The sequence below is a fragment of the Enterococcus sp. DIV0240d genome (assembly GCF_051711245.1).
Lineage (GTDB): Bacteria > Bacillota > Bacilli > Lactobacillales > Enterococcaceae > Enterococcus_D > Enterococcus_D casseliflavus.
Genome location: NZ_JBIOMG010000001.1, coordinates 2168837 through 2194170, shown reverse-complemented (window position 1 = coordinate 2194170; position 25334 = coordinate 2168837). Strand labels below are relative to the sequence as shown.

General features: G+C 41.6%; 19 protein-coding genes, 1 pseudogene, 1 riboswitch and 1 other annotated feature. Of the genes and pseudogenes, 19 read left to right on the top strand and 1 reads right to left on the bottom strand.

All coding sequences use genetic code 11. The features are described 5' to 3' along the window. Positions 1-267 precede the first annotated feature (267 nt). The 14 genes and pseudogenes from IGJ25_RS10310 (at position 268) to IGJ25_RS10245 (ending at position 17781) form a co-directional block, all read left to right on the top strand. The gene (locus IGJ25_RS10310) at positions 268-684 is read left to right on the top strand and encodes a hypothetical protein (protein ID WP_438779279.1); all 417 of its coding nucleotides are present in this window, start codon (positions 268-270) and stop codon (positions 682-684) included. Next, positions 685-1020: a phage holin, LLH family gene (locus tag IGJ25_RS10305; protein ID WP_438779278.1), complete on the top strand. Its 336-nt coding sequence runs from the start codon at positions 685-687 to the stop codon at positions 1018-1020. 35 nt (positions 1021-1055) lie between these two features. Continuing rightward, positions 1056-2000: a peptidoglycan recognition protein family protein gene (locus IGJ25_RS10300; RefSeq protein WP_438779277.1), complete on the top strand. Its 945-nt coding sequence runs from the start codon at positions 1056-1058 to the stop codon at positions 1998-2000. 53 nt (positions 2001-2053) lie between these two features. Then, positions 2054-2185, top strand: a pseudogene (locus tag IGJ25_RS10295) (aldo/keto reductase); the annotation flags it as partial. A 210-nt stretch (positions 2186-2395) separates the two neighbouring features. Beyond that, entirely contained in the window at positions 2396-3373 is a 978-nt protein-coding gene (guaC, locus tag IGJ25_RS10290) for a GMP reductase (protein WP_005230038.1), read from the top strand. A gap of 121 nt (positions 3374-3494) precedes the next feature. Next, entirely contained in the window at positions 3495-4595 is a 1101-nt protein-coding gene (gene wecB, locus IGJ25_RS10285; protein WP_225001100.1) for a non-hydrolyzing UDP-N-acetylglucosamine 2-epimerase, read from the top strand. Between the two features lie 605 nt (positions 4596-5200). Next, positions 5201-5761: a hypothetical protein gene (locus tag IGJ25_RS10280; RefSeq protein WP_225001101.1), complete on the top strand. Its 561-nt coding sequence runs from the start codon at positions 5201-5203 to the stop codon at positions 5759-5761. Between the two features lie 412 nt (positions 5762-6173). Further along, positions 6174-6345: riboswitch (M-box (ykoK) riboswitch) on the top strand. 187 nt (positions 6346-6532) lie between these two features. Beyond that, the gene (gene mgtA / locus IGJ25_RS10275; protein WP_142973262.1) at positions 6533-9124 is read left to right on the top strand and encodes a magnesium-translocating P-type ATPase; all 2592 of its coding nucleotides are present in this window, start codon (positions 6533-6535) and stop codon (positions 9122-9124) included. 433 nt (positions 9125-9557) lie between these two features. After that, the gene (gene pdhA, locus IGJ25_RS10270; protein ID WP_005231936.1) at positions 9558-10667 is read left to right on the top strand and encodes a pyruvate dehydrogenase (acetyl-transferring) E1 component subunit alpha; all 1110 of its coding nucleotides are present in this window, start codon (positions 9558-9560) and stop codon (positions 10665-10667) included. A 2-nt stretch (positions 10668-10669) separates the two neighbouring features. Further along, the gene (locus IGJ25_RS10265; RefSeq protein WP_225001102.1) at positions 10670-11647 is read left to right on the top strand and encodes an alpha-ketoacid dehydrogenase subunit beta; all 978 of its coding nucleotides are present in this window, start codon (positions 10670-10672) and stop codon (positions 11645-11647) included. 25 nt (positions 11648-11672) lie between these two features. Then, a complete protein-coding gene (locus IGJ25_RS10260; protein WP_005230050.1) occupies positions 11673-13319 on the top strand; it encodes a dihydrolipoyllysine-residue acetyltransferase in 1647 nt (548 codons plus the stop codon). A 7-nt stretch (positions 13320-13326) separates the two neighbouring features. Further along, positions 13327-14733, top strand: coding sequence for a dihydrolipoyl dehydrogenase (lpdA, locus tag IGJ25_RS10255; protein ID WP_005230052.1), 1407 nt, complete (start codon positions 13327-13329; stop codon positions 14731-14733). A 110-nt stretch (positions 14734-14843) separates the two neighbouring features. After that, positions 14844-15097 (top strand) — a binding site (T-box leader). Positions 15098-15147: 50 nt separating this feature from the next. Then, positions 15148-16419, top strand: coding sequence for an O-acetylhomoserine aminocarboxypropyltransferase/cysteine synthase family protein (locus IGJ25_RS10250; RefSeq protein WP_225001103.1), 1272 nt, complete (start codon positions 15148-15150; stop codon positions 16417-16419). A gap of 162 nt (positions 16420-16581) precedes the next feature. Then, a complete protein-coding gene (locus tag IGJ25_RS10245; RefSeq protein WP_438779276.1) occupies positions 16582-17781 on the top strand; it encodes an MFS transporter in 1200 nt (399 codons plus the stop codon). A gap of 72 nt (positions 17782-17853) precedes the next feature. Here IGJ25_RS10245 and IGJ25_RS10240 read toward each other — a convergent pair whose 3' ends face one another. Next, positions 17854-18378: a type 1 glutamine amidotransferase domain-containing protein gene (locus tag IGJ25_RS10240; protein ID WP_087627613.1), complete on the bottom strand. Its 525-nt coding sequence runs from the start codon at positions 18376-18378 to the stop codon at positions 17854-17856. 218 nt (positions 18379-18596) lie between these two features. On the opposite strand from IGJ25_RS10240, the gene IGJ25_RS10235 reads away from it, so the two are divergent. The 5 genes from IGJ25_RS10235 to IGJ25_RS10215 all read left to right on the top strand — a co-directional run bounded on the left by IGJ25_RS10235 (position 18597) and on the right by IGJ25_RS10215 (position 25307). After that, the gene (locus IGJ25_RS10235) at positions 18597-18869 is read left to right on the top strand and encodes a UPF0223 family protein (RefSeq protein WP_008381425.1); all 273 of its coding nucleotides are present in this window, start codon (positions 18597-18599) and stop codon (positions 18867-18869) included. An 8-nt stretch (positions 18870-18877) separates the two neighbouring features. Beyond that, the gene (locus IGJ25_RS10230; RefSeq protein ID WP_225001105.1) at positions 18878-19645 is read left to right on the top strand and encodes an inositol monophosphatase family protein; all 768 of its coding nucleotides are present in this window, start codon (positions 18878-18880) and stop codon (positions 19643-19645) included. A 129-nt stretch (positions 19646-19774) separates the two neighbouring features. Beyond that, complete coding sequence (typA, locus tag IGJ25_RS10225; RefSeq protein WP_005230064.1) at positions 19775-21613, top strand: translational GTPase TypA; 1839 nt, start codon at positions 19775-19777, stop codon at positions 21611-21613. 240 nt (positions 21614-21853) lie between these two features. Beyond that, entirely contained in the window at positions 21854-23221 is a 1368-nt protein-coding gene (rlmD, locus tag IGJ25_RS10220; RefSeq protein ID WP_225001106.1) for a 23S rRNA (uracil(1939)-C(5))-methyltransferase RlmD, read from the top strand. Positions 23222-23645: 424 nt separating this feature from the next. Continuing rightward, positions 23646-25307: a phosphoenolpyruvate carboxykinase (ATP) gene (locus IGJ25_RS10215; protein ID WP_438779275.1), complete on the top strand. Its 1662-nt coding sequence runs from the start codon at positions 23646-23648 to the stop codon at positions 25305-25307. Positions 25308-25334: the final 27 nt, after the last annotated feature.

The window sequence follows — 25334 nt, the reverse complement described above, 5'->3', positions numbered from 1 at the left end:
AATCAGTTACGAAATGTATGAGACGTTGAATGAAATATTTGATCAGCGTATCATCAGCAGCTCGTTCATGATTCTTGGTGCAATGAAATTGCTTGGTGTGTTTATAAACAATCGAGTAATTAAAAGAGTCAGTCTATCGCTACTAGTCGGACTATGGCTAGTATTCAGTACTTCTTTCTTTTTCAATGGACCTCCTAATACAGTGGGCATTCTTACTCTTGGGTATGCTTGGATTGCCCTAGGGATCGCTGTTAGGGAGGTTTTGGAATGAAGGATACTTGGTTAGATAATTGGTTGCCGGTCATAACTGGCTTGATAGGCGTCGTAGGGACGACTATTGCGAATAGATTTGACTTTCGGGGCATTGTTCGAAAAGGCGAGCTTGAAAACAAAAAAGCTGAGATTGAAAATAAAGATGATGTCTACGCAGGTTGGAAGACTTTATATGATGCGCAGTTAAAAGAAAACATTACCTTAAAAGAAGAATATGAGAAAACTCGTCAACAAGTATTTGGCCTACAAACTGAATTTAATAAGTTGAAAATCAAGCTTGATACAATTGAGCATACATTTGCAGAAAAAGAGCAAGGCTATTTGTTGCAAATAGAAAAGCTAGAAACTAAGTGTGATGAGTTGGAAGAAGAAAACGAAATGCTGAAGTTACAATTGAAAGGTGGAATTTAGATGGAAGCATTACAAGACGCATTGTTAAACTTATTGATTGTTGTGGTTGGATTGGCAACGGGATTTATTGGCCAAAAGGGATCAGAATACTTGAAGAAGAAAGGTGTCTTAGCTCAGTTGGAAAGCAAAAAGAACTATGTGGATATCGTGGTTGCCGCTGTCCAGCAAGTTTACGCAGAAGCAAACGGAGATGCTAAGTTGCAAGAAGCCAAGGCTCAGTTAGTAGACTTGTTTAACAAGAACGGCATCAAGTTCACTGAAGAAGAGTTGAATCTATTAATCGAATCAGCGGTAAAAGGGATGAAAGATGGCGTTGACCAAGGAGTGGCTGAATAAGCCGCTCTTTTTTTAATTTAGAAAGGATGATATAAATGAGTTTCATCAAATACGAATATATCAGAATCAATAAGTTTTCTCGTCCAGGAATCAAGAACTATGGTATCAAAGGAATTATCATGCATTACACGGCAAACAATGGCGGCACTGCCCGAAATCACAAAGACTACTTCAATAATCTGAATGGCGTTTATGCTTCCGCTCACTTGTTTGTAGATGACAATGAAGCTATTTGTATCATTCCATTAGATGAGGTCGCTTACCACGCAAACGATACGGTTAGATACAATTCTGATGGATCTATCTACAAGCCTTTGTATTCACAAATCGGTAATGCTAATTATGGCGCTATTGGCGTGGAGATGTGCTTGGATAGAAATGGAAATATCACTGAAAAAACATTCCAGAATACTGTTAAAGCTGTCAAAGAACTGATCGCAAAATATCCAAATATCACTCGAAATAAGATTTGGCGACATTATGATGTTACTGGCAAGAACTGCCCAGCTCCGTGGGTAGCTAAACCAAGTGAGCTAGAACGCTTCAAAGATGCGGTGTTTGGAAAAGCTACTAGCAACGACACCACCGCTACTAAGCCCAGTACATCTAGCAATGGATCCACAACAAGCACCACTAAGCCTAGTTATAGCCAGCTAACAGTGGATGGTAAATTCGGCGCTGCTACTGCAAAACGATTGCAACAATACTTTGGCACAACACAAGATGGTGTGATTAGTCATCAGTACAAGCAAAAGTACAATCAAAATGTTTATGCAGCGCAATTTGATTCTACACTAAAAGGATCTAATGTAATTAAAGCGTTGCAAAAATTGTTAGGCGTTACGAAAGATGGACTTCTTGGCCAAGCAACTATCAAAGCATTGCAGAAACGATTGGGTACGACACAAGACGGCATCATCAGTCCAGTATCCAATGCAGTCAAGGCGTTGCAGCAAGCGTTGAACAATAATAAACTGTAATACAAATACCCCTTACTCTTTTGAGTAGGGGCTTTTTTTGTGTGTCCAAATTAGCAAACATGCAAGTGATTGCTGGAACGATGACCCCACATCGGATCGAAGAAATCGCGCAAGCATCTTCGATCGTATTGACCCGCCATGAATGGTATGAGGTGTATAAAGCAGCAGGAAACATCTTGCCGTAATTTATTAGTAAATCCCGTTTTTTTCAGTACTTATAAGGATGAATGTTCGCAAAAGACGAACATTCATCTTTTTTTTTCAAAAAGTATTTCTAAAAAGCTTGTATTTCACTTCTAGGTGGTTTAAATTGTTGTGGGCGTTAAAAATAGGCTGAGGCCATTTGATGCTTGCTTCACTCTTAGTAAGATTTGGAGGATATTTTTATGTTTGACATGAAAGTTTTTGATTACGAAGATATACAACTGATTCCTAACAAGTGTATCGTGAACAGCCGTTCAGAATGTGATACCACGGTGACATTAGGCGGACACTCTTTTAAGATGCCTGTCGTTCCTGCAAATATGCAAACGATTATTGATGATTCGATCGCAGAATTTTTAGCTGAAAATGGCTATTTTTATATTATGCACCGCTTTGATGAAGAAGCGCGGATTCCATTTATCAAAAAAATGAAAAGCCGTGGCTTGATTGCTTCTATCAGCGTAGGTGTCAAAGAAAATGAATATGCCTTTGTGGAAGAACTAGCTGACAAAGAGCTTGTTCCTGATTTTATTACGATCGATATTGCTCATGGCCACTCAAACGCCGTGATCAATATGATCCAACACATCAAGAAGCATTTGCCAGCAACGTTTGTGATCGCTGGAAATGTTGGAACACCAGAAGCAGTTCGTGAATTGGAAAACGCTGGTGCAGATGCAACGAAAGTCGGCATTGGACCTGGGAAAGTGTGTATCACAAAAATCAAAACTGGTTTCGGAACTGGCGGCTGGCAGTTAGCAGCACTACGCTGGTGTGCCAAAGCTGCTCGCAAACCAATCATTGCAGATGGCGGCATTCGGACACACGGCGATATCGCTAAATCTGTCCGTTTCGGTGCAACAATGGTCATGATCGGTTCATTGTTTGCAGGTCATGAAGAATCACCAGGGGAAACCAAGGTAGAAAACGGCGTTGTGATGAAAGAATACTTTGGTTCTGCATCAGAATTTCAAAAAGGTGAAAAGAAAAACGTGGAAGGAAAGAAAATTTGGATTCAATACAAAGGTTCTTTGAAAGACACGTTAGTTGAAATGCAGCAAGACTTGCAGTCATCGATCTCTTATGCAGGTGGAAAAGATTTAGAATCGATTCGTAAAGTGGATTACGTAATCGTGAAAAATTCGATTTTTAATGGAGATACGATCTAAACAGGATACTAAAGAAGCGACCTTCTATTGGTCGTTTCTTTTTTTGTAAGAAGAACCATTTTGTTTTTCTGTTTTCTTCGTTATAATAGAAGCAACGAAGAGTAGAGGAGCGGGTGACCAAATGACAATCAAAGTGATGTCAGTGTTCGGTACCAGACCGGAAGCCATCAAAATGGCGCCACTAGTAAAGGAATTGGAAAACGACCCGCGTTTTGCATCGATCGTTGTGGTGACGGCGCAGCATCGAGAAATGTTGGATCAAGTATTAACAGTTTTTGAGATCACACCAGACTATGATCTGGATATTATGACTTTAGGGCAAACTTTAACAGGGATCACCACCAAAGTTTTACTAGATCTAGAACCGATCCTGCAAAAAGAAACTCCTGATATCGTGCTGGTTCATGGGGATACGACCACCGCTTATGCAGCCGCAACGGCCGCCTTTTATCAGCAAATTCCTGTGGGGCATGTGGAAGCCGGTTTGCGCACATGGAACAAAAAATCTCCTTATCCAGAGGAAGCCAATCGTCAGTTGATCGATGTCTTAGCTGATTTTTACTTTGCGCCAACTTCCCAAAGCAAAAAAAATCTGCTGGCTGAAAACCGCAATGAGGCTGCGATTTATGTAACAGGTAATACCGCCATTGATGCGATGCGTTATACGATCTCGGAGGAATACCAGCATCCAGAACTTTCCGCAGCAGATCAAACCATGATCCTACTAACAATGCATCGTCGAGAAAACTTAGGTGCTCCGATGCAGCAGGTCTTTCGTGCTTTAGCGAAGATCGCAAAAGAGAAGCCAACGATCAAAGTGGTTTTCCCTATGCATAAGAATCCTCAAGTGCGAGGGATTGCTCAGGAGATTCTTGGAGAACTAGCAAATGTTACGTTGATTGAGCCTTTAGATGTCATTGATTTTCATAACGTTGCGAATCAAAGTACCTTGATTTTGACGGATTCCGGTGGTGTCCAAGAAGAAGCGCCGTCATTAGGCGTTCCTGTTTTGGTCTTGCGAGATACAACAGAGCGTCCAGAAGGCATTGCTGCAGGTACGTTAAAACTGATCGGTACGTCTGAAGCTGCGGTTTATCAGGAAACAAAGCGACTGCTAGAAGATCCAGAAGCTTACAATGCCATGGCACATGCAGAGAATCCATACGGCGATGGGAAAGCAAGCCAGCGAATCCTGCAAATTTTAGCCGATCATTTTTCGTGAGAGCTAGAGTGAATAATAATTCTCCCAGTATAGGTGAACATAGAGAAAGAGGCAGCTGTTTGTTAAATGGCTGTCTTTTTTGCTATGCAACAGCTAGAATTGATAGATTTACTATTAAAAATAGACTTAAATCATTTAACCATAACTCTTAGCTCATGATATTTTGCTTGGATGATCAAGATCATTGATAAGTTATGCCTATCATGAATGAAAAGGAGTTAAGGTTTTAAGACTCATGCTCGATTGTATAAAAAATCCATGAATAAGGCGATATCTCATTTATGATAGAGCAGATAGTAAACATTTTTAATATAAGAGGTTATGTTAAAATCAGTACCCCGCTTTACGATATACATATACTACCAGGTAGTTTAGATAGGGTTTAAACATTCGTACGGTATCATAAAATACGAACTATGAAAACATAGCGATAATACAAATATATTTGCGTTTATAGACCGTAAGAATTACATATGCAAGTCTATACAGATAAGCACACTGATGAATCTGTGTTAAATTACAGCAAAATATGTTCCTTTATTGTTATTGTCCCCTAAAAGTAGCTATGTTACGCTTAAATGGACTGAAAATAATGGAGGTTTCCTATGAAGAAATGGCTTATAGTTTTTGGAACTACATTTACTGCGGGAATGCTTTTGATTCTCGCTATAGGTATGCTAGGGCAATCACTTAGGGGTGACGTCCCAGAAGAAGTTGTTGAAGCTGCTGATGTGGAAGAAGTTTCAAAATCAGATGAAACAGATGTAACTGCTGAATCAGAGGTAGAAGAAGATGTACAGGAAGAAGAGCCTGATCCTGTGGATGATCCTAGCTTGGTATGGAAATATGAGGGCATTGAGAATACTGTTGATCCAAGTGAGGTACGTATTAACATTAGTCCCATAAGAGTACATGTTAAAGATACGCTAAGACTATGGGTACTATCAGATGCTTATTTAAATGCTGATGTTACAATATATGCAGATGGACAACAAGTTGGGTTTATATATGCTGTGGATAGATTTTTAGATACCCCAATGGCTATTACAACTAGTCATATTGAAGAGGGATTACATTCTGTAGAGGTTGTGCAATATGAAGACCCTTATGAGCCAAAGCAAGAAGAAATTATCTTCTATGTCCGCACAACTTATGAAATAAAGTAACTACTGTCACACTTTACAGCACTACAGAGCAGTATTAATAGGACAAAATAGTCAGAACTGTCACTGATTATTCCTTTCTAAAAAACAGTTAAGAGACTTTGATTAGTCTCTTAGCTGCCTTTTTTGATTTTAATGGAATATCAGCATAGTGGATAGAACGGTATGGCATTAGTTAACTTGAAGCAGTCTGCACGAACAAAGGAATACAAGCACATAGATACATATGTTTTGAAATATAAAATCACATCAGTTCTTTAACGTTGTTATTTTATTGTAAGACCTTTCATTTGAAAACCTATGGAAAACTTTGAAAAAAGGGTACTTTTTTCCTTAGATGCTGTTGACATTGGTTAGGATAGCAGTTATTATGTGGGTAGTTGGAAGAAAGACTTCCGACGAACTGACATTTTATACAAATAATTGTTAGGTGAGGCTCCTATATGGACACAAGCTGCTGCCGCAAAAGCATCGAGAGATGCTTAGTTGGTAGGACAGGTCTAATCGTGAAGGTTAAACCCAAAGCAGCTGATAGCAAATTTGCTATCTACGCCCTATAGTGCTAAAGCTCTACAATGATCATGAGTTTTTTACGCATGCTTATTGGGAGCGTGCGTTTTTTTGTGTCTTTTGCGCGCGTTCCACAGTGACTTACCTAATAAAAAGAAAGGAAGATTCACATGGAATACCCCAGTCCCCAGATGAAACAGCGGAGTAGTTATCGAATCGCTAGGGGTGGCGTAAGCAACTCCTAAGTGCTAGGAGGAAAAAAAGATGTTAAAAAAACTATCGAAAGATCAAGAACTAAAATTACTTGCAAAATTGACCGAAAGAGAATTATTGATGGAGATGCGGACCTCCTTTCAAGGGTTATCGGAAGAAGATGCTGCAGAACGTTTAGCAGAGTATGGTCCAAACAAAGTCGACGCACAAAAACCAATACCCGCTTGGTTGATGATCTTAGGCGCTTTTAAAGATCCCTTTGTGTTAGTTTTAGCCCTATTAATGATTATTTCTTTTGTAACAGGCGATATTGAAGCAGTGATCGTGATGGGAATCATGATTTTAGCCAGTGTCATGATTACTTTCGTCCAAGAATACCGTTCCCAAAAAGCAAGCTTAGCGTTAAAAGAACTTATTGAAAATACTTGTTCCGTAACCAGAGATGGAATCACGAGAGAAATTCCAATGGATGAAGTCGTTCCTGGAGACATCGTCACCTTAGCAACTGGCGACATGATCCCTGCGGATGCGATCTTGATTTGGACCAAAGATTTATTTATCAATCAATCTTCATTAACAGGCGAATCAATGCCCGTTGAAAAATTTGTCGATGCTGGGATCAAAGAAAGCGATGAACAAATTTCTGCACTAGATATGCAAGATCTTGTTTTCATGGGTACCGATGTCTTAAGTGGTCAAGGAAAAGCCATTATTTTGAAAACCGGTCAAAGTACATTCTTTGGCGATATTGCTAAAAATGCGACCACGAAACGCGGCAAAACAACCTTTGAAGATGGCTTAACGAAAGTCAGCAAACTATTGTTGCGAATGGTCATGGTTCTTTTCCCAATCGTTTTATTGATCAATGGATTAACCAAGGGTGATTGGGGCGAAGCGTTGTTCTTCGCGATTGCAGTAGCAGTTGGTTTGACGCCAGAAATGCTACCAATGATCGTTACCAGTAACTTAGCCAAAGGGGCGATCTCTTTATCAAAAGAAAAAGTGATCGTCAAAGAATTGCCTTCGATTCAAAACTTAGGTGCAATGGATGTCCTATGTACCGATAAAACGGGTACGATCACCGAAGATCGTGTCGTGCTGGTACAACATTTAAACCCGTTTGGCGTAGAAGATAAACAAGTTCTTGATATGACCTATTTAAATTCTTACTATCAAACAGGGTGGAAAAACCTGATGGATATCGCAGTGCTAAACTACTATGAAGAAGAAGGTTTGGCAGCGCCATTTAACGATGTGACAAAAATCGATGAGATTCCTTTTGACTTTTCACGTCGTCGCTTAACGGTTGTTGTCAATGCGGATGGTCATCAACTGATGGTCACAAAAGGTGCGGCTGAAGAAATGGAACAAGTCTGCAAATACGTAGAAGTTGATGGCAAAGTGATGGAATTGACTCCTCAATTGAGAGAGCAATTACGTCAAGTGAACCTGCGCTTGAATAAACAAGGGATGCGTGTGTTGACGGTTGCCGTAAAACGCGATGCCCACGCAGATGCCGTTTATTCTGTAGCAGACGAACAAGACATGATCATGATTGGCTTTATGGGCTTCTTAGATCCAGCAAAAGAAACAGCCAAAACAGCGATTGCTTCTTTACACGGTCATGGCATCAATGTCAAAGTGTTGACTGGAGATAATGCGATCGTTGCGCAAAAAGTTTGCCGAGATGTTGGTATCGATGCAGATGAATACTTATTGGGAACCGATATTGATCATCTATCAGATGAAGAGTTAGCAGCGAAAGCTGCAAAAACCAATCTGTTTGCAAAATTAAACCCAATGCAAAAATCACGAATCATTGAAACTATTCAAGCAGCAGGCCATACAGTCGGCTTTATGGGAGATGGCATCAACGATGCGCCTGCTTTACGCACGGCAGATGTTGGCATCTCGGTTGATACAGCAGCGGATATCACCAAAGATGCCAGCTCGATCATTTTATTAGAAAAAAGTTTAAATGTCCTTGATAAAGGGGTCATCGAAGGGCGCAAAGTATTTACCAATATGATGAAGTACATCAAAATGACGTTGAGTTCGAACTTCGGGAATGTCTTCTCGATCTTAGTTGCTAGTGCCTTTTTACCTTTCTTACCAATGTTGTCCATTCAATTGTTGGTTCAAAACTTGGTGTACGATATGGCACAATTGACGATTCCATGGGACAACGTAGACAAAGCAGAGTTAGAAAAACCAGTCAAATGGCAAGTGGGCGGACTATTGAAGTTTACGGTCGGCATTGGACCGGTCAGCAGCATCTTTGATATTTTGACCTTCTTTGTGATGTGGCATGTCTTCAGTGCAAATACGATCCAAGAGCAAGCCTTGTTCCAAGCAGGATGGTTTATGATCGGCTTAACGACACAAACCTTAGTCGTTCACATGATCCGAACAAGAAAATTACCATTTATCAATAGTATTGCTTCACCGGCAGTCTTGATCTCCAGCGTCCTAGCAATTGCAGTTGGCTTCTTAGTTATCTTGACGCCATTGCACACCGTCTTCGATTTTGCGGCGCTGCCATCAAGCTACTGGCCATGGTTTATTGGTATCAATTTCGCTTATTTAGTAACAGTTGAATTTGCCAAACGCATTTACATTCATGTAACGAAAGAATGGATTTAAAAAACAGGTCGGCGTTCTTCCTATGGAGGGGAGAATTGCCGATCTGTTTCTTTTTATCCGATCTCTGTATTATTTTTTTCTCATCTTAAGAAAATTCTTTTTGATTCAAGTCGAATCCTTCACAAGTAATAAAAGGAGGTTAATGGTAAATCTGTTTAGCTAAATGATGATTGCTGTACTATTCTTAAATAAAAAAAAGAATCTGAAAAGAAAAAATTGAAGAAAGCGATTGCTTTAATGTGATTAATTTCACTAATGTTTTCTTAAGAGTTGCTACAGTGGGAATTGTTTTATTAAAAAAAATACCCTTTTCACTTGTCATTTTCGAAGTTAAATGATAATTTATAAGAGTAAATGAAATTTCGATAGTACAGATTTAAACCCTGTTACATACGAAAGTGAATTTTTATATCAGAGAGGAAAGTGTGTCAAGATGGCAAAAAAACAAAAAGCACTTGATTTCCAAGCGATTTTGGAGCAAGTCAATGCAGATTTTCCAACTTACCAAGCTTTGGACAAAGACGGGAAAATTGTAAATCAAGAGTTAGTACCAGATTTAAGTGACGACGAATTAGTTGAATTGATGACTCGTATGGTATGGTCTCGTGTATTAGACCAACGCTCAACTGCGTTAAACCGTCAGGGTCGTCTAGGTTTCTTCGCGCCAACTGCTGGACAAGAAGCAAGCCAATTAGCAAGTCAATTTGCTTTTGAAAAAGAAGACGTTCTATTACCAGGTTACCGTGATGTACCACAATTGATCCAACACGGTCTGCCATTGAAAGAAGCGTTCTTATGGTCACGTGGTCACGTTGCTGGGAACCTTTACCCAGAAGATTTAAAAGCATTGCCACCACAAATCATCATCGGTGCACAATACGTCCAAGCAGCCGGCGTTGCTTTAGGATTGAAAAAACGCAATAAGAAAAATGTTGTATTCACTTATACAGGTGATGGCGGTTCTTCACAAGGGGACTTCTATGAAGCAATCAACTTTGCAGGGGCATACCATGCAAACGCTGTATTCTACATCCAAAACAATGGTTTTGCGATCTCTACACCTCGTGAAGTACAAAGTGCGGCACCAACATTGGCACAAAAAGCAGCAGCAGCTGGGATCCCTGGTATCCAAGTTGACGGTATGGATCCATTGGCAGTGTACTATGTTTCTAAAGCAGCTCGTGAATGGGCAGCAAACGGCAACGGTCCTGTATTGATCGAAACCTTGACTTACCGTTACGGTCCACATACATTGTCTGGTGATGATCCAACCCGTTACCGTTCAAAAGACATGGACAGCGAATGGCAACAAAAAGATCCATTGGTACGTTTCCGTACTTACTTAACTGAAAAAGGACTTTGGTCTGAAGAAAAAGAAGAACAAGTCATTGAACAAACAAAAGAAGAAATCAAAGCAGCGATCGCTGAAGCTGACCGCGTGCCAAAACAAAAAGTTTCAGATTTCTTGAAAAACATGTTTGAAGTTCAACCACAAAACATTAAAGAACAAATTGCAACTTACGAAGCGAAGGAGTCGAAATAGTCATGGCACAAAAAACAATGATTCAAGCAATTACAGATGCCTTAGCTGTTGAAATGGAAAATGACAAAGAGATTTTAGTCTTTGGTGAAGATGTCGGTAAAAACGGCGGGGTTTTCCGTGCAACAGAAGGTTTACAAGAAAAATTCGGCGAAGATCGTGTCTTCGATACCCCTCTTGCTGAATCTGGTATCGGCGGCTTGGCTTTCGGTTTAGCATTAGAAGGTTTCCGTCCAGTTCCAGAAATCCAATTCTTTGGTTTCGTATTTGAAACCTTTGACGAAATCGTTGGTCAAATGGCGCGTACTCGTTACCGTATGGGTGGTACACGTAATTTACCAATCACTATTCGTTCACCATTTGGTGGCGGTGTGCACACACCAGAATTGCACTCAGATAACTTGGAAGGATTGATCGCTCAATCACCTGGTGTCCGTGTCGTTATTCCATCAAACCCATATGATGCAAAAGGATTATTGATTGCTTCTATCCGCAGCAATGACCCAGTTGTTTTCTTAGAGCACATGAAACTTTACCGTTCATTCCGTGAAGAAGTGCCAGAAGAAGCATACGAAGTTCCTTTAGACAAAGCAGCAGTAACTCGTGAAGGTTCTGATGTTTCCATCATCACTTATGGTGCGATGGTTCGTGAAGCAATCAAAGCTGCTGACAACTTAGCGAAAGAAAACATCAACGCTGAAATCATCGACTTGCGTACAGTTGCTCCTCTTGATGTTGAAACGATCATCAAATCAGTTGAAAAAACTGGTCGTGTGGTTGTCGTTCAAGAAGCACAAAAACAAGCAGGTGTTGGCGCTCAAGTTGTTTCTGAAATTTCTGAACGTGCGGTTCTATCACTAGAAGCTCCAATCGGACGCGTGTCTGCACCAGATACGATCTTCCCATTCGGTCAAGCTGAAAACATTTGGTTGCCAAATGCAAAAGACATCGAAGACAAAGTGAAAGAAATCGTGAACTTTTAATAGTTGAAGAAGGGAAGAATAGAAAATGGCATTTCAATTTAAATTACCGGATATCGGTGAAGGAATTGCAGAAGGCGAAATCGTAAAATGGTTCGTCAAAGCAGGGGATACCATCAATGAAGATGATACCTTACTAGAAGTTCAAAATGATAAATCAGTGGAAGAAATTCCATCTCCAGTAACAGGAACAGTGAAAAACATCGTTGTCCCTGAAGGTACAGTCGCAAACGTTGGGGATGTCCTTGTTGAGATCGATGCACCAGGACATGAAGACAACGAAGGCGATGAAGGTGTAGCAGCAGAGTCTCAAACACCAGCAAAACCAGCGGCAGAACCTACAACGGAAACGGCTGAAGCATCAGCTGGTTCTTCTGAAGGCGCAGGCGTTTTCCAATTCAAATTACCAGATATCGGTGAAGGTATTGCAGAAGGCGAAATCGTAAAATGGTTCGTTAAAGCAGGAGATACCATCAATGAAGATGATACGTTGCTTGAAGTTCAAAACGACAAATCAGTGGAAGAAATTCCATCTCCAGTAACAGGAACAGTGAAAAACATCGTTGTTGCTGAAGGAACAGTCGCAAATGTTGGGGATGTTTTAGTTGAAATCGACGCACCTGGTCACAACAGTGCGCCTGCTTCATCAAGCACATCTGCAGAAGCACCAAAAGAAAAAGTGGAAACTTCTGGTTCAGCAAGTGTTGTTGAAGCAGCAGATCCTAACAAACGTGTCTTGGCTATGCCTTCTGTACGTCAATTCGCTCGCGAAAAAGATGTTGATATTTCTCAAGTATCAGCAACAGGTAAAGGCGGCCGTGTAACAAAAGAAGACATCGAAAACTTCCTATCAGGTGGCGGACAAGCTGCAAAAGCTGAAACTCAAGCTCCTGCGAAAGAAGAAACAAAAGCTGCAGCAACTGAAAGCAAACCAGCAGCTCCAGCAAAAGCCTTCAAATCAAACTTAGGTGATTTAGAAGAACGTGTGGCCTTAACACCTACACGTAAAGCAATCGCTAAAGCGATGGTAAACAGCAAACAAACAGCACCTCATGTAACCTTGCATGATGAAGTTGAAGTAACAAACCTATGGGATAACCGTAAGAAATTCAAAGAAGTTGCTGCTGCAAACGGCACAAAACTTACTTTCTTACCATATGTTGTGAAAGCATTGACTGCAACAGTGAAAAAATTCCCTATCTTGAATGCGTCGATCGATGATGCAAAACAAGAGATCGTATACAAAAACTATTACAACATCGGTATCGCAACAGATACTGACCATGGTTTGTATGTACCAAACGTAAAAGATGCAGATCGTAAAGGCATGTTTGCTATCGCCGATGAAATCAACGAAAAAGCAAAACTTGCTCATGACGGCAAATTAGCTGCAGATGATATGCGTAACGGTACCATCACGATCAGTAACATTGGTTCAGTTGGTGGCGGCTGGTTCACACCAGTAATCAACTACCCTGAAGTAGCTATTTTGGGTGTAGGTACGATCGCGCAACAACCAATCGTAAACGCTGAAGGCGAAATCGTTGTCGGACGTGTGATGAAACTTTCATTAAGCTTCGACCACCGTATCGTTGATGGCGCAACAGCGCAACAAGCAATGAATAATATCAAACGTCTATTAGCTGATCCAGAGCTATTAATGATGGAAGGATGATTAACAAATGGTAGTTGGAGATTTTGCTGTTGAATTAGATACAGTTGTAATCGGTGCGGGACCTGGCGGCTATGTAGCTGCCATCCGCGCTGCTGAAATGGGACAAAAAGTAGCAATCATTGAAAGAGAATACATCGGCGGCGTTTGTTTAAACGTTGGTTGTATCCCTTCAAAAGCTTTGATCGCTGCAGGTCATCATTACCAAGAATCTTTGGATTCAACAATGTTTGGTGTAACAAGTGAAAATGTTTCCCTTGATTTTACCAAAACACAAGAATGGAAAGACAACAAAGTCGTTAAAACGTTAACTTCTGGTGTTGGTTTCCTATTGAAAAAACATAAAGTTGAAACAATTGAAGGAGAAGCTTTCTTCGTTGATGATCACACATTGCGTGTCATCCACCCAGATTCAGCACAAACTTACTCTTTCAACAATGCAATCATCGCAACAGGTTCTCGTCCAATTGAAATCCCTGGTTTCAAATTCGGCGGACGTGTCCTTGATTCAACTGGCGGATTGGCATTAAAAGAAGTTCCTAAAAAATTCGTTGTTATCGGTGGCGGTGTCATCGGTTCTGAACTAGGTGCAGCGTATGCAAACCTAGGTGCAGAAGTAACAATCCTTGAAGGTTCTCCTCAAATCTTGCCAACCTATGAAAAAGACATGGTCAAATTGGTTGAAGAAGACTTTGCGAAAAAAGGTGTAACAGTTGTTACCAACGCAATGGCGAAAGAAGCAATTGACAATGGCGATAGCGTAACTGTGAAATATGCCGTAGATGGTAAAGAAGAATCAGTTACTGCTGATTACGTGATGGTTACTGTTGGCCGTCGTCCAAATACTGATGACATGGGCTTGGAACAAGCAGGTGTTGAAGTAGGCGAACGCGGATTGATCACGGTTGACAAACAAGGCCGTACCAACGTATCAAACATCTACGCAATTGGTGATATCGTTCCTGGTGCTGCATTAGCACATAAAGCCAGCTACGAAGCAAAAATCGCTGCTGAAGCAATCTCTGGCAAAAAAGTTGCCGTTGATTACAAAGCGATGCCTGCAGTTGCCTTTACTGACCCAGAATTGGCTTCTGTCGGTATGACCATCAAAGATGCCAAGGATGCTGGAATTGAAGCAAAAGCATTCAAATTCCCATTCTCAGGTAACGGTCGTGCGTTATCTCTAGGAAAAACCGAAGGATTCATTCGCTTAGTAACAACGGTTGAAGACAATGTGATCATCGGTGCGCAAATTGCTGGTTTAGGAGCAAGCGATATGGTTTCAGAACTTGCTCTTGCTATTGAATCTGGCATGAACGCAGAAGATATCGCGTTAACCATCCATCCACATCCATCTCTAGGTGAGATCACAATGGATGCTGCTGAGTTAGCTCTAGGTTTACCAATCCACATTTAAGCTTTTTGAAACTCGTTCATCATTTGGTGAACGAGTTTTTTTATCACCAAAAATAAAGCGATCCTAAACTATTGACAGAATCTTCTGTAAATGATACGATGCTCTTAATATTTCAACCGTTGATGAGGAAAGTACATTGATTTGGCAAGCCTAGAGAGTCTTCGTAGGGTGCAAGAAGAACTTGTAGAATCAATCGAAAATGGCCTCAGAGGTGATCTTCTGAACTTGTACGAAAGATAAGAAGATCCGGGTGCGCCCGCTATCGCGTCAGAGTATAACTACGTTAATTTGTCGCGTACTTGCTGAGAAGCATGCTGGAAAGTCTGCTTGAATAAAGGTGGTAACACGTAAACACGTCCTTTGATATCTCGATATCAGAGGGCTTTTTTATTTGTATTATTAAGGAGGAATAGTATGACAGAAAGATTTGAGACGATTCAATTACACGGAGGACAAACACCAGATCCTACTACAGGGAGTCGCGCCGTACCCATTTATCAAACCACATCGTATGTGTTTGAGGACGCAGATCAAGCGGCAGCGAGATTTAGTCTTAGTGAGAATGGCAATATCTATACCCGTATTACCAATCCGACAACGGCTGTTCTAGAAGAACGACTAGCCCTCTTAGAAGGCGGTGTCGGTGCGTTAGCAACGGCTTCTGGCTCAGCAGCGATCACCTATGCGATTTTAAATCTTGGACAAGCAGGAGATCATATCGTTTCTGCTGCTTCAATTTATGGGGGTACCTATAATTTATTCGCTCATACGTTGCCAGATTTTGGCATCACTACAAGCTTTGTTGATAGTGAAGATCTGGCAGCACTAAAAGCAGCCATCCAAGAAAATACTAAAGCAGTTTTTCTAGAGTCTTTAGGCAATCCAGATATTGATATTGCCGACTTTAAAAAGATTGCAGCGATCGCTCATGAAGCAGGGATTCCCCTCATCATTGACAATACCTTTGCGACTCCCTATCTGTTTCGAGGATTTGAGCATGGGGCGGACATCGTCGTTTATTCCACGACAAAATACCTCGGTGGTCACGGTGCTGCTTTGGGAGGGGCCATTATCGACAGCGGCAACTTTGATTGGACAAATGGCAAATTTCCCAAGCTGGTCGATCCCGATCATAGCTACCATGGAATCTCATGGGTAGAAGCCGCTGGTAACGCTGCCTATATCACTCGAGCACGAACGATTCTTTTACGGGATACAGGCGCTGCGATTTCTCCCTTCAATTCATGGGTGTTGCTGTTAGGCATCGAGACGCTTTCGTTGCGGATGGAACGTCATGTAGAAAATGCGCAACAAGTTGCTGAATTTTTAGCCAAGCACTCGGAAGTCTCTTGGGTTCATTTCCCAACACTGCCGGACAGCCCCTATTTTGAACGGGCGCAGGAGTATTTCCCCAAAGGGACCAGTTCCGTCTTTTCCTTTGGATTAAAGGGTGGAGCAGAAGCAAGCAAAACCTTTTGTGGCGCAACCAAGCTCTTCTCTTTGCTGGCAAATGTCGGGGATGCAAAGTCCTTGATCATCCATCCAGCTTCGACGACCCATTCCCAGCTTAGCGTAGAAGAACTTGCAGCAGCCAAAATTCGTCCAGAGACGATTCGCCTATCCATTGGATTGGAAAACATCAACGATCTATTGGAAGATCTCACGCAAGCCTTCCAACAGCTCTAAATAGTTGAAGCAGTAGGAAAAGCGCAGGATACTATGCTGCGCTTTTTTGTTGTCGGTTAGTGTTTCAAATAAAACTGCGGTTTCTGTTGTTAGAAGGATAGTAAATCCATCGGTTCTATGCTATATTTAGTTGCTAAGGAATATGGATAAGGTGGGGGATGTATGCGTAATCATGCAAGTGACAAGAGGATTCGGTTTTACTACACAAGTTTGCAATTTCTTTATTGGATGATGTTTTGCTCAATCTATGGCTTTGCGACCCTTTTTTTGATTTATTTCAAGGTCGATCCAGCAAAAATTGGCGGTATTTTAGCCTTAGTCAATATTGCGTCTACGATTTTGCAGCCCTTCATCAGTCAAGTCATTATCAAAAAAAGTAAAGTACCGCTGATCGTTGTCTTGAAAACGATGACAAGCGGCGTGGTCGCGGTGCTCTTAGCAGGTGTGATTTTCCCTGCATTATCAATACTGACCTATGTCTTAGGAGGGGTTTTGCTCGTTTCCATGCAGTCCTTTCTCAACGCCTTGGCGTTTGAATACACGAATAGCGGCAACAAAATCAATTTTGGCTTTTCGCGTGCGGGTGGGTCACTAGGATTTGCGGGGACCTCCTTTTTACTGGGGCAGCTCTTGGAGGAGTTTTCGGCAGCCCTTTTGCCAATGATCGCTATCGGGCAGGCCGTTTTGTTTCTCATTATTTTGCTTTTGCTGCCAGCGATCAAGAAGCCAGAAATGCCCGTGATGCTGACAGAACAAAGTCATTCAGGTGCCTTTTTGAAGAAATATCCTTTTCTACTCTTTCTCTTTGTCGGGTTTAGCTTTCTTTTCAGCTTCCACACGATGATCAACAGCTTTTTGGCACAAATTTTTGCCGATATTGGCGGTGGCAGTAAGGAAGTTGGCATCGCCCTGATGGTTGCGGCGTTATGCGAATTGCCAGGCATGATTTTCTTTGAACAGTTAGTGAGGATACGGTCTAGCCGTTTTTGGCTGTTGTTTTCCAGTGTTGCCTTTGCCATTCGTGGGGTGCTGATGCTGTTGATCAGCTCCATTATCTTGATGGAATTGAGCCATTTGATGCAAGGGGTTAGTTTTGCTTTGTTTATTCCAGCTTCGGCTTATTTGTTCAACCATAGTTTGGCAGATGAAGATCGGGTTTTTGGACAAACGATTATTATCATTGCTACCACGATCGGTGGCGTGATTGGCAATCTTTTGGGCGGGATGCTGATCCAAAGCTTCGGTGTTTGGGAAATGCTTTTGATTGGGACTGGGTTTGCCGTTCTAGGTGCTGCATTGACCTTTATCGGTGTGAAAAAAATCCCTAAAAGTAACAAGAAACTAGCGATCCTAAGCGAATGATCGATAGGTAGAAAAAAGAGTTGCGGCCGTATTTGCTTCGGTCGCAACTCTTTTGAATCTGATCAACGGGTACTATTTCTTTTCTAATACAGCGATAAATTCCCGCATATAGTCTGGTAGATCTGGAGGACGGCGGCTGGAAACGATATGTCCATCCGTAACCACAGGTGTATCCACCCATGTGGCTCCAGCATTTGTCATATCATCTTTGATGCCTGGTGTACTGGTGACCGTCTTGTCTTTCAAGATATTCGCAGAAATCAAGACCCAGCCTGCATGACAGATTTGACCAATGACTTTTTCGTCTTTGTCCATCGTTTGCACGAAAGAGATGACCTCTGGGAAACGTCGTAATTTATCAGGCGCCCAACCACCTGGAACTAAGATGGCATCGTAGTCATCGGCATGAATATCAGAAAAAGCATAGGCTGATTCTGCGGGTACACCGTATTTGCCAATATACGTTTTATGCGCTTCTTCACCGACTAAATCGACTTGCGCGCCTTCTTCCCGTAACCGATGGACCGGGTACCACAGTTCTAAATCTTCGAAATCATTGTCGACTAAGGCAATGATTTTTTTGTTTTCTAAACGCAAGAGAATTCCTCCTTTAGGTTGCTAACTCAAGTGTAACAAATGCCTAGAAAAACAACAAAATATCCGCTTTGCTGTCGGTGACTAAACGAGCAGAGTGATTCTTTGTTAGTTTTTTTAAGAGAATTACCTATAAAAAAATGCTTGTACCAAAGAACCTCTTTTCGACAATAAGAGGTTTTATGGTACACTGGAAGAGAAAGAAACTAGAGGTGAAAACTATGCGGGATTATCAATATCCTCTTGACTTAGATTGGTCGACAGATGAAATGGTCGTCGTCATGAAGATGTGGGAACGATTAGAACAAGCCTATGAAAAAGGCCTTCCTAGTAGCACGTTTCTTGAGGCGTATCAAGCCTTTAAGAAAGTCGTTCCTAGCATTGGCGAGGAACGCCGTTTAGGCAGAGAATTTGAAGAACTATCAGGCTATTCGCTGTACCATGCTGTGCAGGCAGCGAAAAAGACTGAGGGAAAACTAAAAATGAAAGGGTAGATCAACGAATGCATGAAATCGTTAATGAAGTTCGCCAGTGGATGATCGCTGCAGGTGAAACGATCAAAGACAATTTAAATAAAGAAGACTTAGTGGTCGAGACAAAATCAGGACGGAAAGACTTAGTGACAGAATTGGATAAAGCCACGCAAGATTTTCTGATTGGTAAGATCCAATCCTATGATCCGGATGCCAAAATTTTAGGTGAAGAAAACGGACTGGACACACTTGCCGACATGAGTGGGCGGGTCTTCATCATTGATCCGATCGATGGAACGATGAATTTCGTGTTAGAAAAAGAAAACTTTTGTATCATGATCGCGATTTACGAAGAGGGCAAAGGGCGCTTTGGCTTTGTCTATAATGTTATGAAAGATGAATTCTTATGGGGTGGTCCAGAGATTGGTGTCTATAACAATGGCGAGAAGATCGAACCGCCGAAAGATATTGCCTTATCCGAAGGTCTCGTTGGCTTGAATTCGCCCATGTTGATCCATAACCGCCACCACGAAATCGAGGTCAGTGACAAAGCATTAGGCATTCGTATGACTGGCTGTGCTGGGGTAGAGCTGATTGCCCTCGCTAAAGGACAAAGAGCAGGCTATCTTTCTCATCTTGCGCCATGGGATTATGCGCCAGGGGGCGTTTTGTTAGAAACCCTTGGATTAAAAATGGCAAACATCAAAGGAGAGCCGCTATCCTTGAATGGACGGGAATTGTTCGTAGGCGGTACACCGAAAGCTTTTGAAGAATTATTGGCGATCGTCAATCAATAAGAAAAAACCAGATATTTAATAAATATCTGGTTTTTTCTGTAAAAATGAAAACTTTGCACTATATTTCAGAAAGAAATTCTGGTATAATGGCTTGTCGAGTGCAATGTCACCAAAAAAGGAGTTTATAAATTGAATATTAGAAATGATATCCGCAACGTCGCTATTATTGCCCACGTTGACCACGGAAAAACTACATTAGTTGATGAATTATTGAAACAATCCCAAACGTTAGATAGCCATACCCAATTACAAGAACGGGCGATGGATTCAAATGCGATCGAAAAAGAACGTGGTATCACGATCTTAGCGAAAAATACAGCGGTTGAATACAACGGAACCAAAATCAATATCATGGATACCCCAGGACACGCGGACTTCGGTGGTGAAGTAGAGCGGATCATGAAAATGGTCGATGGTGTTGTTTTAGTTGTTGATGCTTATGAAGGAACGATGCCTCAAACACGTTTCGTATTGAAAAAAGCGTTGGAACAACATTTAGTCCCAATCGTTGTTGTTAACAAAATCGACAAACCATCTGCTCGTCCTGAGCACGTGGTAGATGAAGTATTAGAACTATTTATCGAATTAGGTGCAGACGATGACCAATTGGACTTCCCAGTGATCTACGCTTCAGCGATCAACGGAACCTCAAGTGAATCAGATGATCCTGCCGATCAACAAAAAACGATGGCACCATTGTTTGATACGATCGTAAAACACATTCCAGCGCCAATCGACAACAGCGATGAGCCATTGCAATTCCAAGTATCTTTACTTGATTACAATGACTACGTTGGACGTATCGGAATCGGACGTGTCTTCCGTGGAACGATCAAAGTTGGTGACCAAGTTGCTTTGATGAAACTTGATGGCCAAGTGAAGAAATTCCGTGTCACAAAATTATTCGGTTTCTTCGGTTTGAAACGTTTAGAGATCCAAGAAGCGAAAGCTGGCGATTTGATCGCTGTTTCTGGGATGGAAGACATCTTCGTTGGTGAAACAGTCACACCGATCGATCACCAAGATTCATTGCCTGTTTTACACATTGATGAGCCAACGTTACAAATGACCTTTGTCGTGAACAACTCACCATTTGCAGGTCGTGAAGGGAAATTCGTAACCGCTCGTAAAATTGAAGAACGCTTGATGGCGCAACTACAAACAGACGTGTCTCTACGTGTTGAACCAATCGGACCAGATTCTTGGACTGTTTCAGGACGTGGCGAACTTCATTTGTCGATCTTGATCGAAAACATGCGTCGTGAAGGCTTTGAATTGCAAGTTTCTCGTCCAGAAGTTATCGAACGCGAAATTGATGGCGTGAAATGCGAACCATTTGAACGAGTGCAAATCGACACACCAGAAGAATACATGGGTTCAGTGATTGAATCACTAGGGATTCGTAAAGCAGAAATGCAAGATATGATCAATACAGGAAATGGACAAGTACGGATCATTTTCTTAGCACCAGCTCGTGGCTTGATCGGCTATACGACAGAATTCTTATCAATGACTCGCGGCTACGGTATCATGCACCACACCTTCGACCAATACTTGCCAATGATTCAAGGGCAAATCGGCGGACGCCACCACGGCGCACTTGTATCGATCGATACAGGAAAAGCAACGACTTACTCAATCATGAGTATTGAAGAACGTGGAACGGTCTTCGTTGAACCAGGTACTGAAGTATATGAAGGAATGATCGTCGGCGAAAACTCTCGTGACAATGACTTAACGGTCAATATCACGAAAGCAAAACAAATGACCAACGTTCGTTCAGCGACGAAAGACCAAACATCTGTCATCAAGAAACCAAGAATCCTTTCACTAGAAGAATCATTGGAGTTCTTGAACGATGACGAATACTGTGAAGTAACACCAGAAAGCATTCGTTTGAGAAAACAAATCTTGAACAAGAGCGAACGGGAAAAATCACAGAAAAAGAAAAAAACAGCTGACAAATAAACAATGATCAAGGTTTTTACCAACTTCTGATCTGTTCGATTTTCCGAAGGATGGAAAAGGGATTGCTCCTGTGGTGCAGCGGCTCTTCGCCGCAACCCCTAGAAAAGCAATCAGCCGATTTCCCTCCTTCGGTTCTTTTTTGCACGTCTACCCGATCTGTTGAACCGTTAAAATAAGCACCGCTTGCAATTTCGACCATTCCTTTTTAAAATGGAGAAAGTAAGCACAAAGGAGAAATCTATGAAAAATTATCCTGTTAAAAAGAATCAGGAACTTGAAGTCGATATTTTGGACCTTTCCCATGAAGGAAATGGGATCGCTAAAGTCAATGGGTACTTATTATTTATTGAAAACACCCTGCCAAATGAACGTGCCTTAGTCAAAGTATTGAAAGTCGGCAACAAATTTGGTTTTGCCAAAGTGATGAAACTGTTGCAAGCAAGTCCTGATCGGCAAGAATTACCGAATGAAGCATTGTTGCGCACCGGGATCGCCCCATTGAGTCATTTGAGCTATGACAAACAATTAGCCTTCAAACAGCAGCAAGTAGAGAATGTTTTGGCTAAAATCGCCAAACTGCCTGAAATCAAGGTCAATGCACCAATCGGAATGGAAAAACCATTTGGTTACCGCAACAAAGCGCAAATCCCTGTGCAAAAGATTCATGGAGAATTAACGACTGGATTTTACCGCAAAAACAGCCATACTCTGGTACCGATCGAAGACTTTTATATTCAAGATCCAAACATCGATCAAGCAATCATCAAAGTCAGAGATATTTTGCAGCGCTTCAATGTCAAAGCCTACAATGAAGAAGCCCATGAAGGGTTCTTACGCCACATTGTCGTTCGTCGTGGGCATCACTCAGGTGAAATGATGGTCGTATTAGTGACACGTAAACCGAAATTCTTCAAAGGAGAAGAAATCGCGGAAGTGATCCACGAAGAGATTCCAGAGGTTGTTTCTGTCATTCAAAACATCAATGAAGAAAAAACCAATGTGATCATGGGCGAGTTCGAGCGTGTGTTGTATGGCAAGTCATCGATCGATGATCAATTATTAGGCAAAACCTTCCAAATCTCAGCGAAATCTTTCTACCAAGTCAACACAGCGCAAACAGAAGTCTTGTATCAAACCGCCTTCGAGATGGCGCAACTGTCTGAAAATGATGTCGTTGTGGATGCTTATGCAGGAATCGGAACGATCGGGATCAGTTTGGCTGATCGCGTGAAAGAAGTGTTAGGGATGGAAGTCATTCCTGAAGCAGTGAACGATGCCAAAGCCAATGCCAAAAGAAATGGTGTCGAAAACGTGCATTACTTTATCGGTAAAGCCGAAAAAATCATGCCGCAATGGCTACGCGAAGGCATTCAACCGACAGTCGTCTTCGTTGATCCACCTCGCAAAGGTTTAGATGCCAGCTTTATTGAAACGACCGCTGCAGTTAAACCAGAGCGCATCGTTTACATTTCCTGCAATCCAGCAACCTTGGCTCGTGACCTCGCGTTGTTTGCAGAAGAAGGGTATGTGACAAAAGAAGTCCAACCTGTTGATTTGTTCCCACAAACGACCCATGTGGAGTGTGTCGTGTTGTTAGAACGTCGTTAAGAAAAACGAGTTCTTTTTAGCAATTTTGACCGTGAATTCTTTTTATGGTAATTGTCATAAAATCTTACGATAACAAAGTTACTAGAGAAGGCGAATCAATTGAGAAATAAGCAACTATAACCCATCTGTCTATCTAATTACGTCGATTGTGACGTTTGGAATGGATGAAATATAAAACCAGAAACTGGAACAGAAAGACATTCTTTTTTGTTCCAGTTTTTTTTGTTCTTTCTCACTAATGATGAGCGGGGACAAAATCAATGCAAAAAGCAGGGAAGCTACAAATATGCAGACAGCCAAATCCTTTAACAAAATGGTTTGTCGGCAATTTATAGTTAATGTGTATAAAAATATGGCATAGCGTGATTAGAAAGTATTATAATAAACGTAGTGAATAGAAAATTTTTGTTAGGAGGGATTGCACATGGCAACGATTCGTGCATTTTCACACAAAGAGATTACACCGCAAAATACGCATTTGTCTAGTTTTAAAGTGTTGATAGAGTCAGCTTTTTATGGGAACAATGTCACTTGGATTCATGATCTAGCCACTGCCTATCACTTAGCAAAAGAATCTTCTGGCGCTATTCTTACGGATATGCCGGTCACACACACCAAGGAGTTAGGACTACCAGAGGATGCAAAAGTCATCGTGTTTAATGACGGAAAAGTGGTTGGACGGACAGCGGCAGCTCGACGCATCATCGGGCATCCTGGAATCCAGCGAGAATTATATGAAGACATTTTGCGAGATGCCTTATACCAAGGAACCCGCAAGCAATTTTATGGTGGTGAAGTTGTTGTAGGATTAGATGAAGCGTTTATGGTCAAAGCTCACCTGTTGATACCAGAGCACTATGAAACCAACGTTTACTCTTATTTGTTGAATTTTCAATTGATGACGAAATCATGGGAAGAAAGGTACCAACGTTCCAAAGAATATCCAGAGACGGACATTTTTTTGTACGCTGATCCAGATTGGTCTCATCCTGATTTTCCTTATGGACTGTCTCTTTTTGATCCTGAACACAATGTTGCGGCAGTCTTAGGTTTAAACTATTTTGGTGAATTGAAAAAAGCGACATTAACTTTGGCTTGGGCTACCGCGCATCGCCATGGCTTTGTGGCGTGTCATGGGGGAATGAAGCAGTATCAGTTACCGAATCGAACATTTACGATGGCTGCTTTTGGTCTTTCAGGATCAGGAAAATCGACTATCACATTGGCAGAACATGGTGGCAAATATGAGATCAAGGTTCTGCATGACGATGCGTTTGTGATTAATCAAACAAATGGTGCATCTACTGCTCTGGAGCCTTCTTATTTTGATAAAACGCAAGACTATCCATTAACCAACCCAAATGTCCGCTACTTTATCACCTGTCAAAATGTTGGGGTTACTTTAGACGAGGAAGGAAAAAAGGTCCTCGTGACCCAAGATATTCGTAACGGGAATGGCCGAACCGTCAAATCTCGTTATGTCACACCTAATCGGGTGGACCATTTAGATTCGCCGATCGATGCCGTATTTTGGATCATGAAAGATGACATGCTGCCTCCGGTAGTAAAAATTGACGATCCGATTTTAGCCGCTGTTTTTGGTTTGACCTTAGCTACGAAGCGCACGACAGCTGAACATATTGTCGAGACCACGGATATAGATAAACTGGTCATCGAACCTTATGCCAATCCATTTAGAGTCTATCCTTTAGGGGAAGATTTTGCCCATTTCATGCACTTGTTTAAAGAAAACCAAACGGCTTGTTATATTCTAAATACAGGCTTTTACAAAGGCAAGAAAGTCACGCCTGAAGTCACACTAACATCGATTGAAAAAATTGTGGAAGGCGAGGCTGAATTTAAAAATTTCGGCGGGATCACAGAAATGAGTTTCCTGCCAGTAACAGGCTTTAAAGTCGATTTTCAAGATGCCTCCTATGTTACTCATTTAAGAGAGCGGATGCAAGGACGGCTGGACTTTATTTTGGCTCAAGAGACAGAAAATGATGGCTATAATAAGCTCCCTAAAGAAGTAGCAAAGACAATGGAAAAGGTGATTTCTATATTAAGTGAGTTTCCTAGCTAATTTAGTTGAATCAAACTTCCGCAAGCG

What these genes read in the sequence shown, in the direction of transcription:
- IGJ25_RS10310 (WP_438779279.1), top strand. Translation starts at nt 268, where the DNA reads ATGAAGGATACTTGGTTAGATAATTGGTTGCCGGTCATAACTGGCTTG.
- mgtA (WP_142973262.1), top strand. Translation starts at nt 6,533, where the DNA reads ATGTTAAAAAAACTATCGAAAGATCAAGAACTAAAATTACTTGCAAAA.
- IGJ25_RS10250 (WP_225001103.1), top strand. Translation starts at nt 15,148, where the DNA reads ATGACAGAAAGATTTGAGACGATTCAATTACACGGAGGACAAACACCA.
- IGJ25_RS10235 (WP_008381425.1), top strand. Translation starts at nt 18,597, where the DNA reads ATGCGGGATTATCAATATCCTCTTGACTTAGATTGGTCGACAGATGAA.
- lpdA (WP_005230052.1), top strand. Translation starts at nt 13,327, where the DNA reads ATGGTAGTTGGAGATTTTGCTGTTGAATTAGATACAGTTGTAATCGGT.
- IGJ25_RS10215 (WP_438779275.1), top strand. Translation starts at nt 23,646, where the DNA reads ATGGCAACGATTCGTGCATTTTCACACAAAGAGATTACACCGCAAAAT.
- pdhA (WP_005231936.1), top strand. Translation starts at nt 9,558, where the DNA reads ATGGCAAAAAAACAAAAAGCACTTGATTTCCAAGCGATTTTGGAGCAA.
- wecB (WP_225001100.1), top strand. Translation starts at nt 3,495, where the DNA reads ATGACAATCAAAGTGATGTCAGTGTTCGGTACCAGACCGGAAGCCATC.
- IGJ25_RS10230 (WP_225001105.1), top strand. Translation starts at nt 18,878, where the DNA reads ATGCATGAAATCGTTAATGAAGTTCGCCAGTGGATGATCGCTGCAGGT.
- IGJ25_RS10265 (WP_225001102.1), top strand. Translation starts at nt 10,670, where the DNA reads ATGGCACAAAAAACAATGATTCAAGCAATTACAGATGCCTTAGCTGTT.
- IGJ25_RS10245 (WP_438779276.1), top strand. Translation starts at nt 16,582, where the DNA reads ATGCGTAATCATGCAAGTGACAAGAGGATTCGGTTTTACTACACAAGT.
- rlmD (WP_225001106.1), top strand. Translation starts at nt 21,854, where the DNA reads ATGAAAAATTATCCTGTTAAAAAGAATCAGGAACTTGAAGTCGATATT.
- guaC (WP_005230038.1), top strand. Translation starts at nt 2,396, where the DNA reads ATGAAAGTTTTTGATTACGAAGATATACAACTGATTCCTAACAAGTGT.
- IGJ25_RS10280 (WP_225001101.1), top strand. Translation starts at nt 5,201, where the DNA reads ATGAAGAAATGGCTTATAGTTTTTGGAACTACATTTACTGCGGGAATG.
- IGJ25_RS10300 (WP_438779277.1), top strand. Translation starts at nt 1,056, where the DNA reads ATGAGTTTCATCAAATACGAATATATCAGAATCAATAAGTTTTCTCGT.
- IGJ25_RS10260 (WP_005230050.1), top strand. Translation starts at nt 11,673, where the DNA reads ATGGCATTTCAATTTAAATTACCGGATATCGGTGAAGGAATTGCAGAA.
- IGJ25_RS10305 (WP_438779278.1), top strand. Translation starts at nt 685, where the DNA reads ATGGAAGCATTACAAGACGCATTGTTAAACTTATTGATTGTTGTGGTT.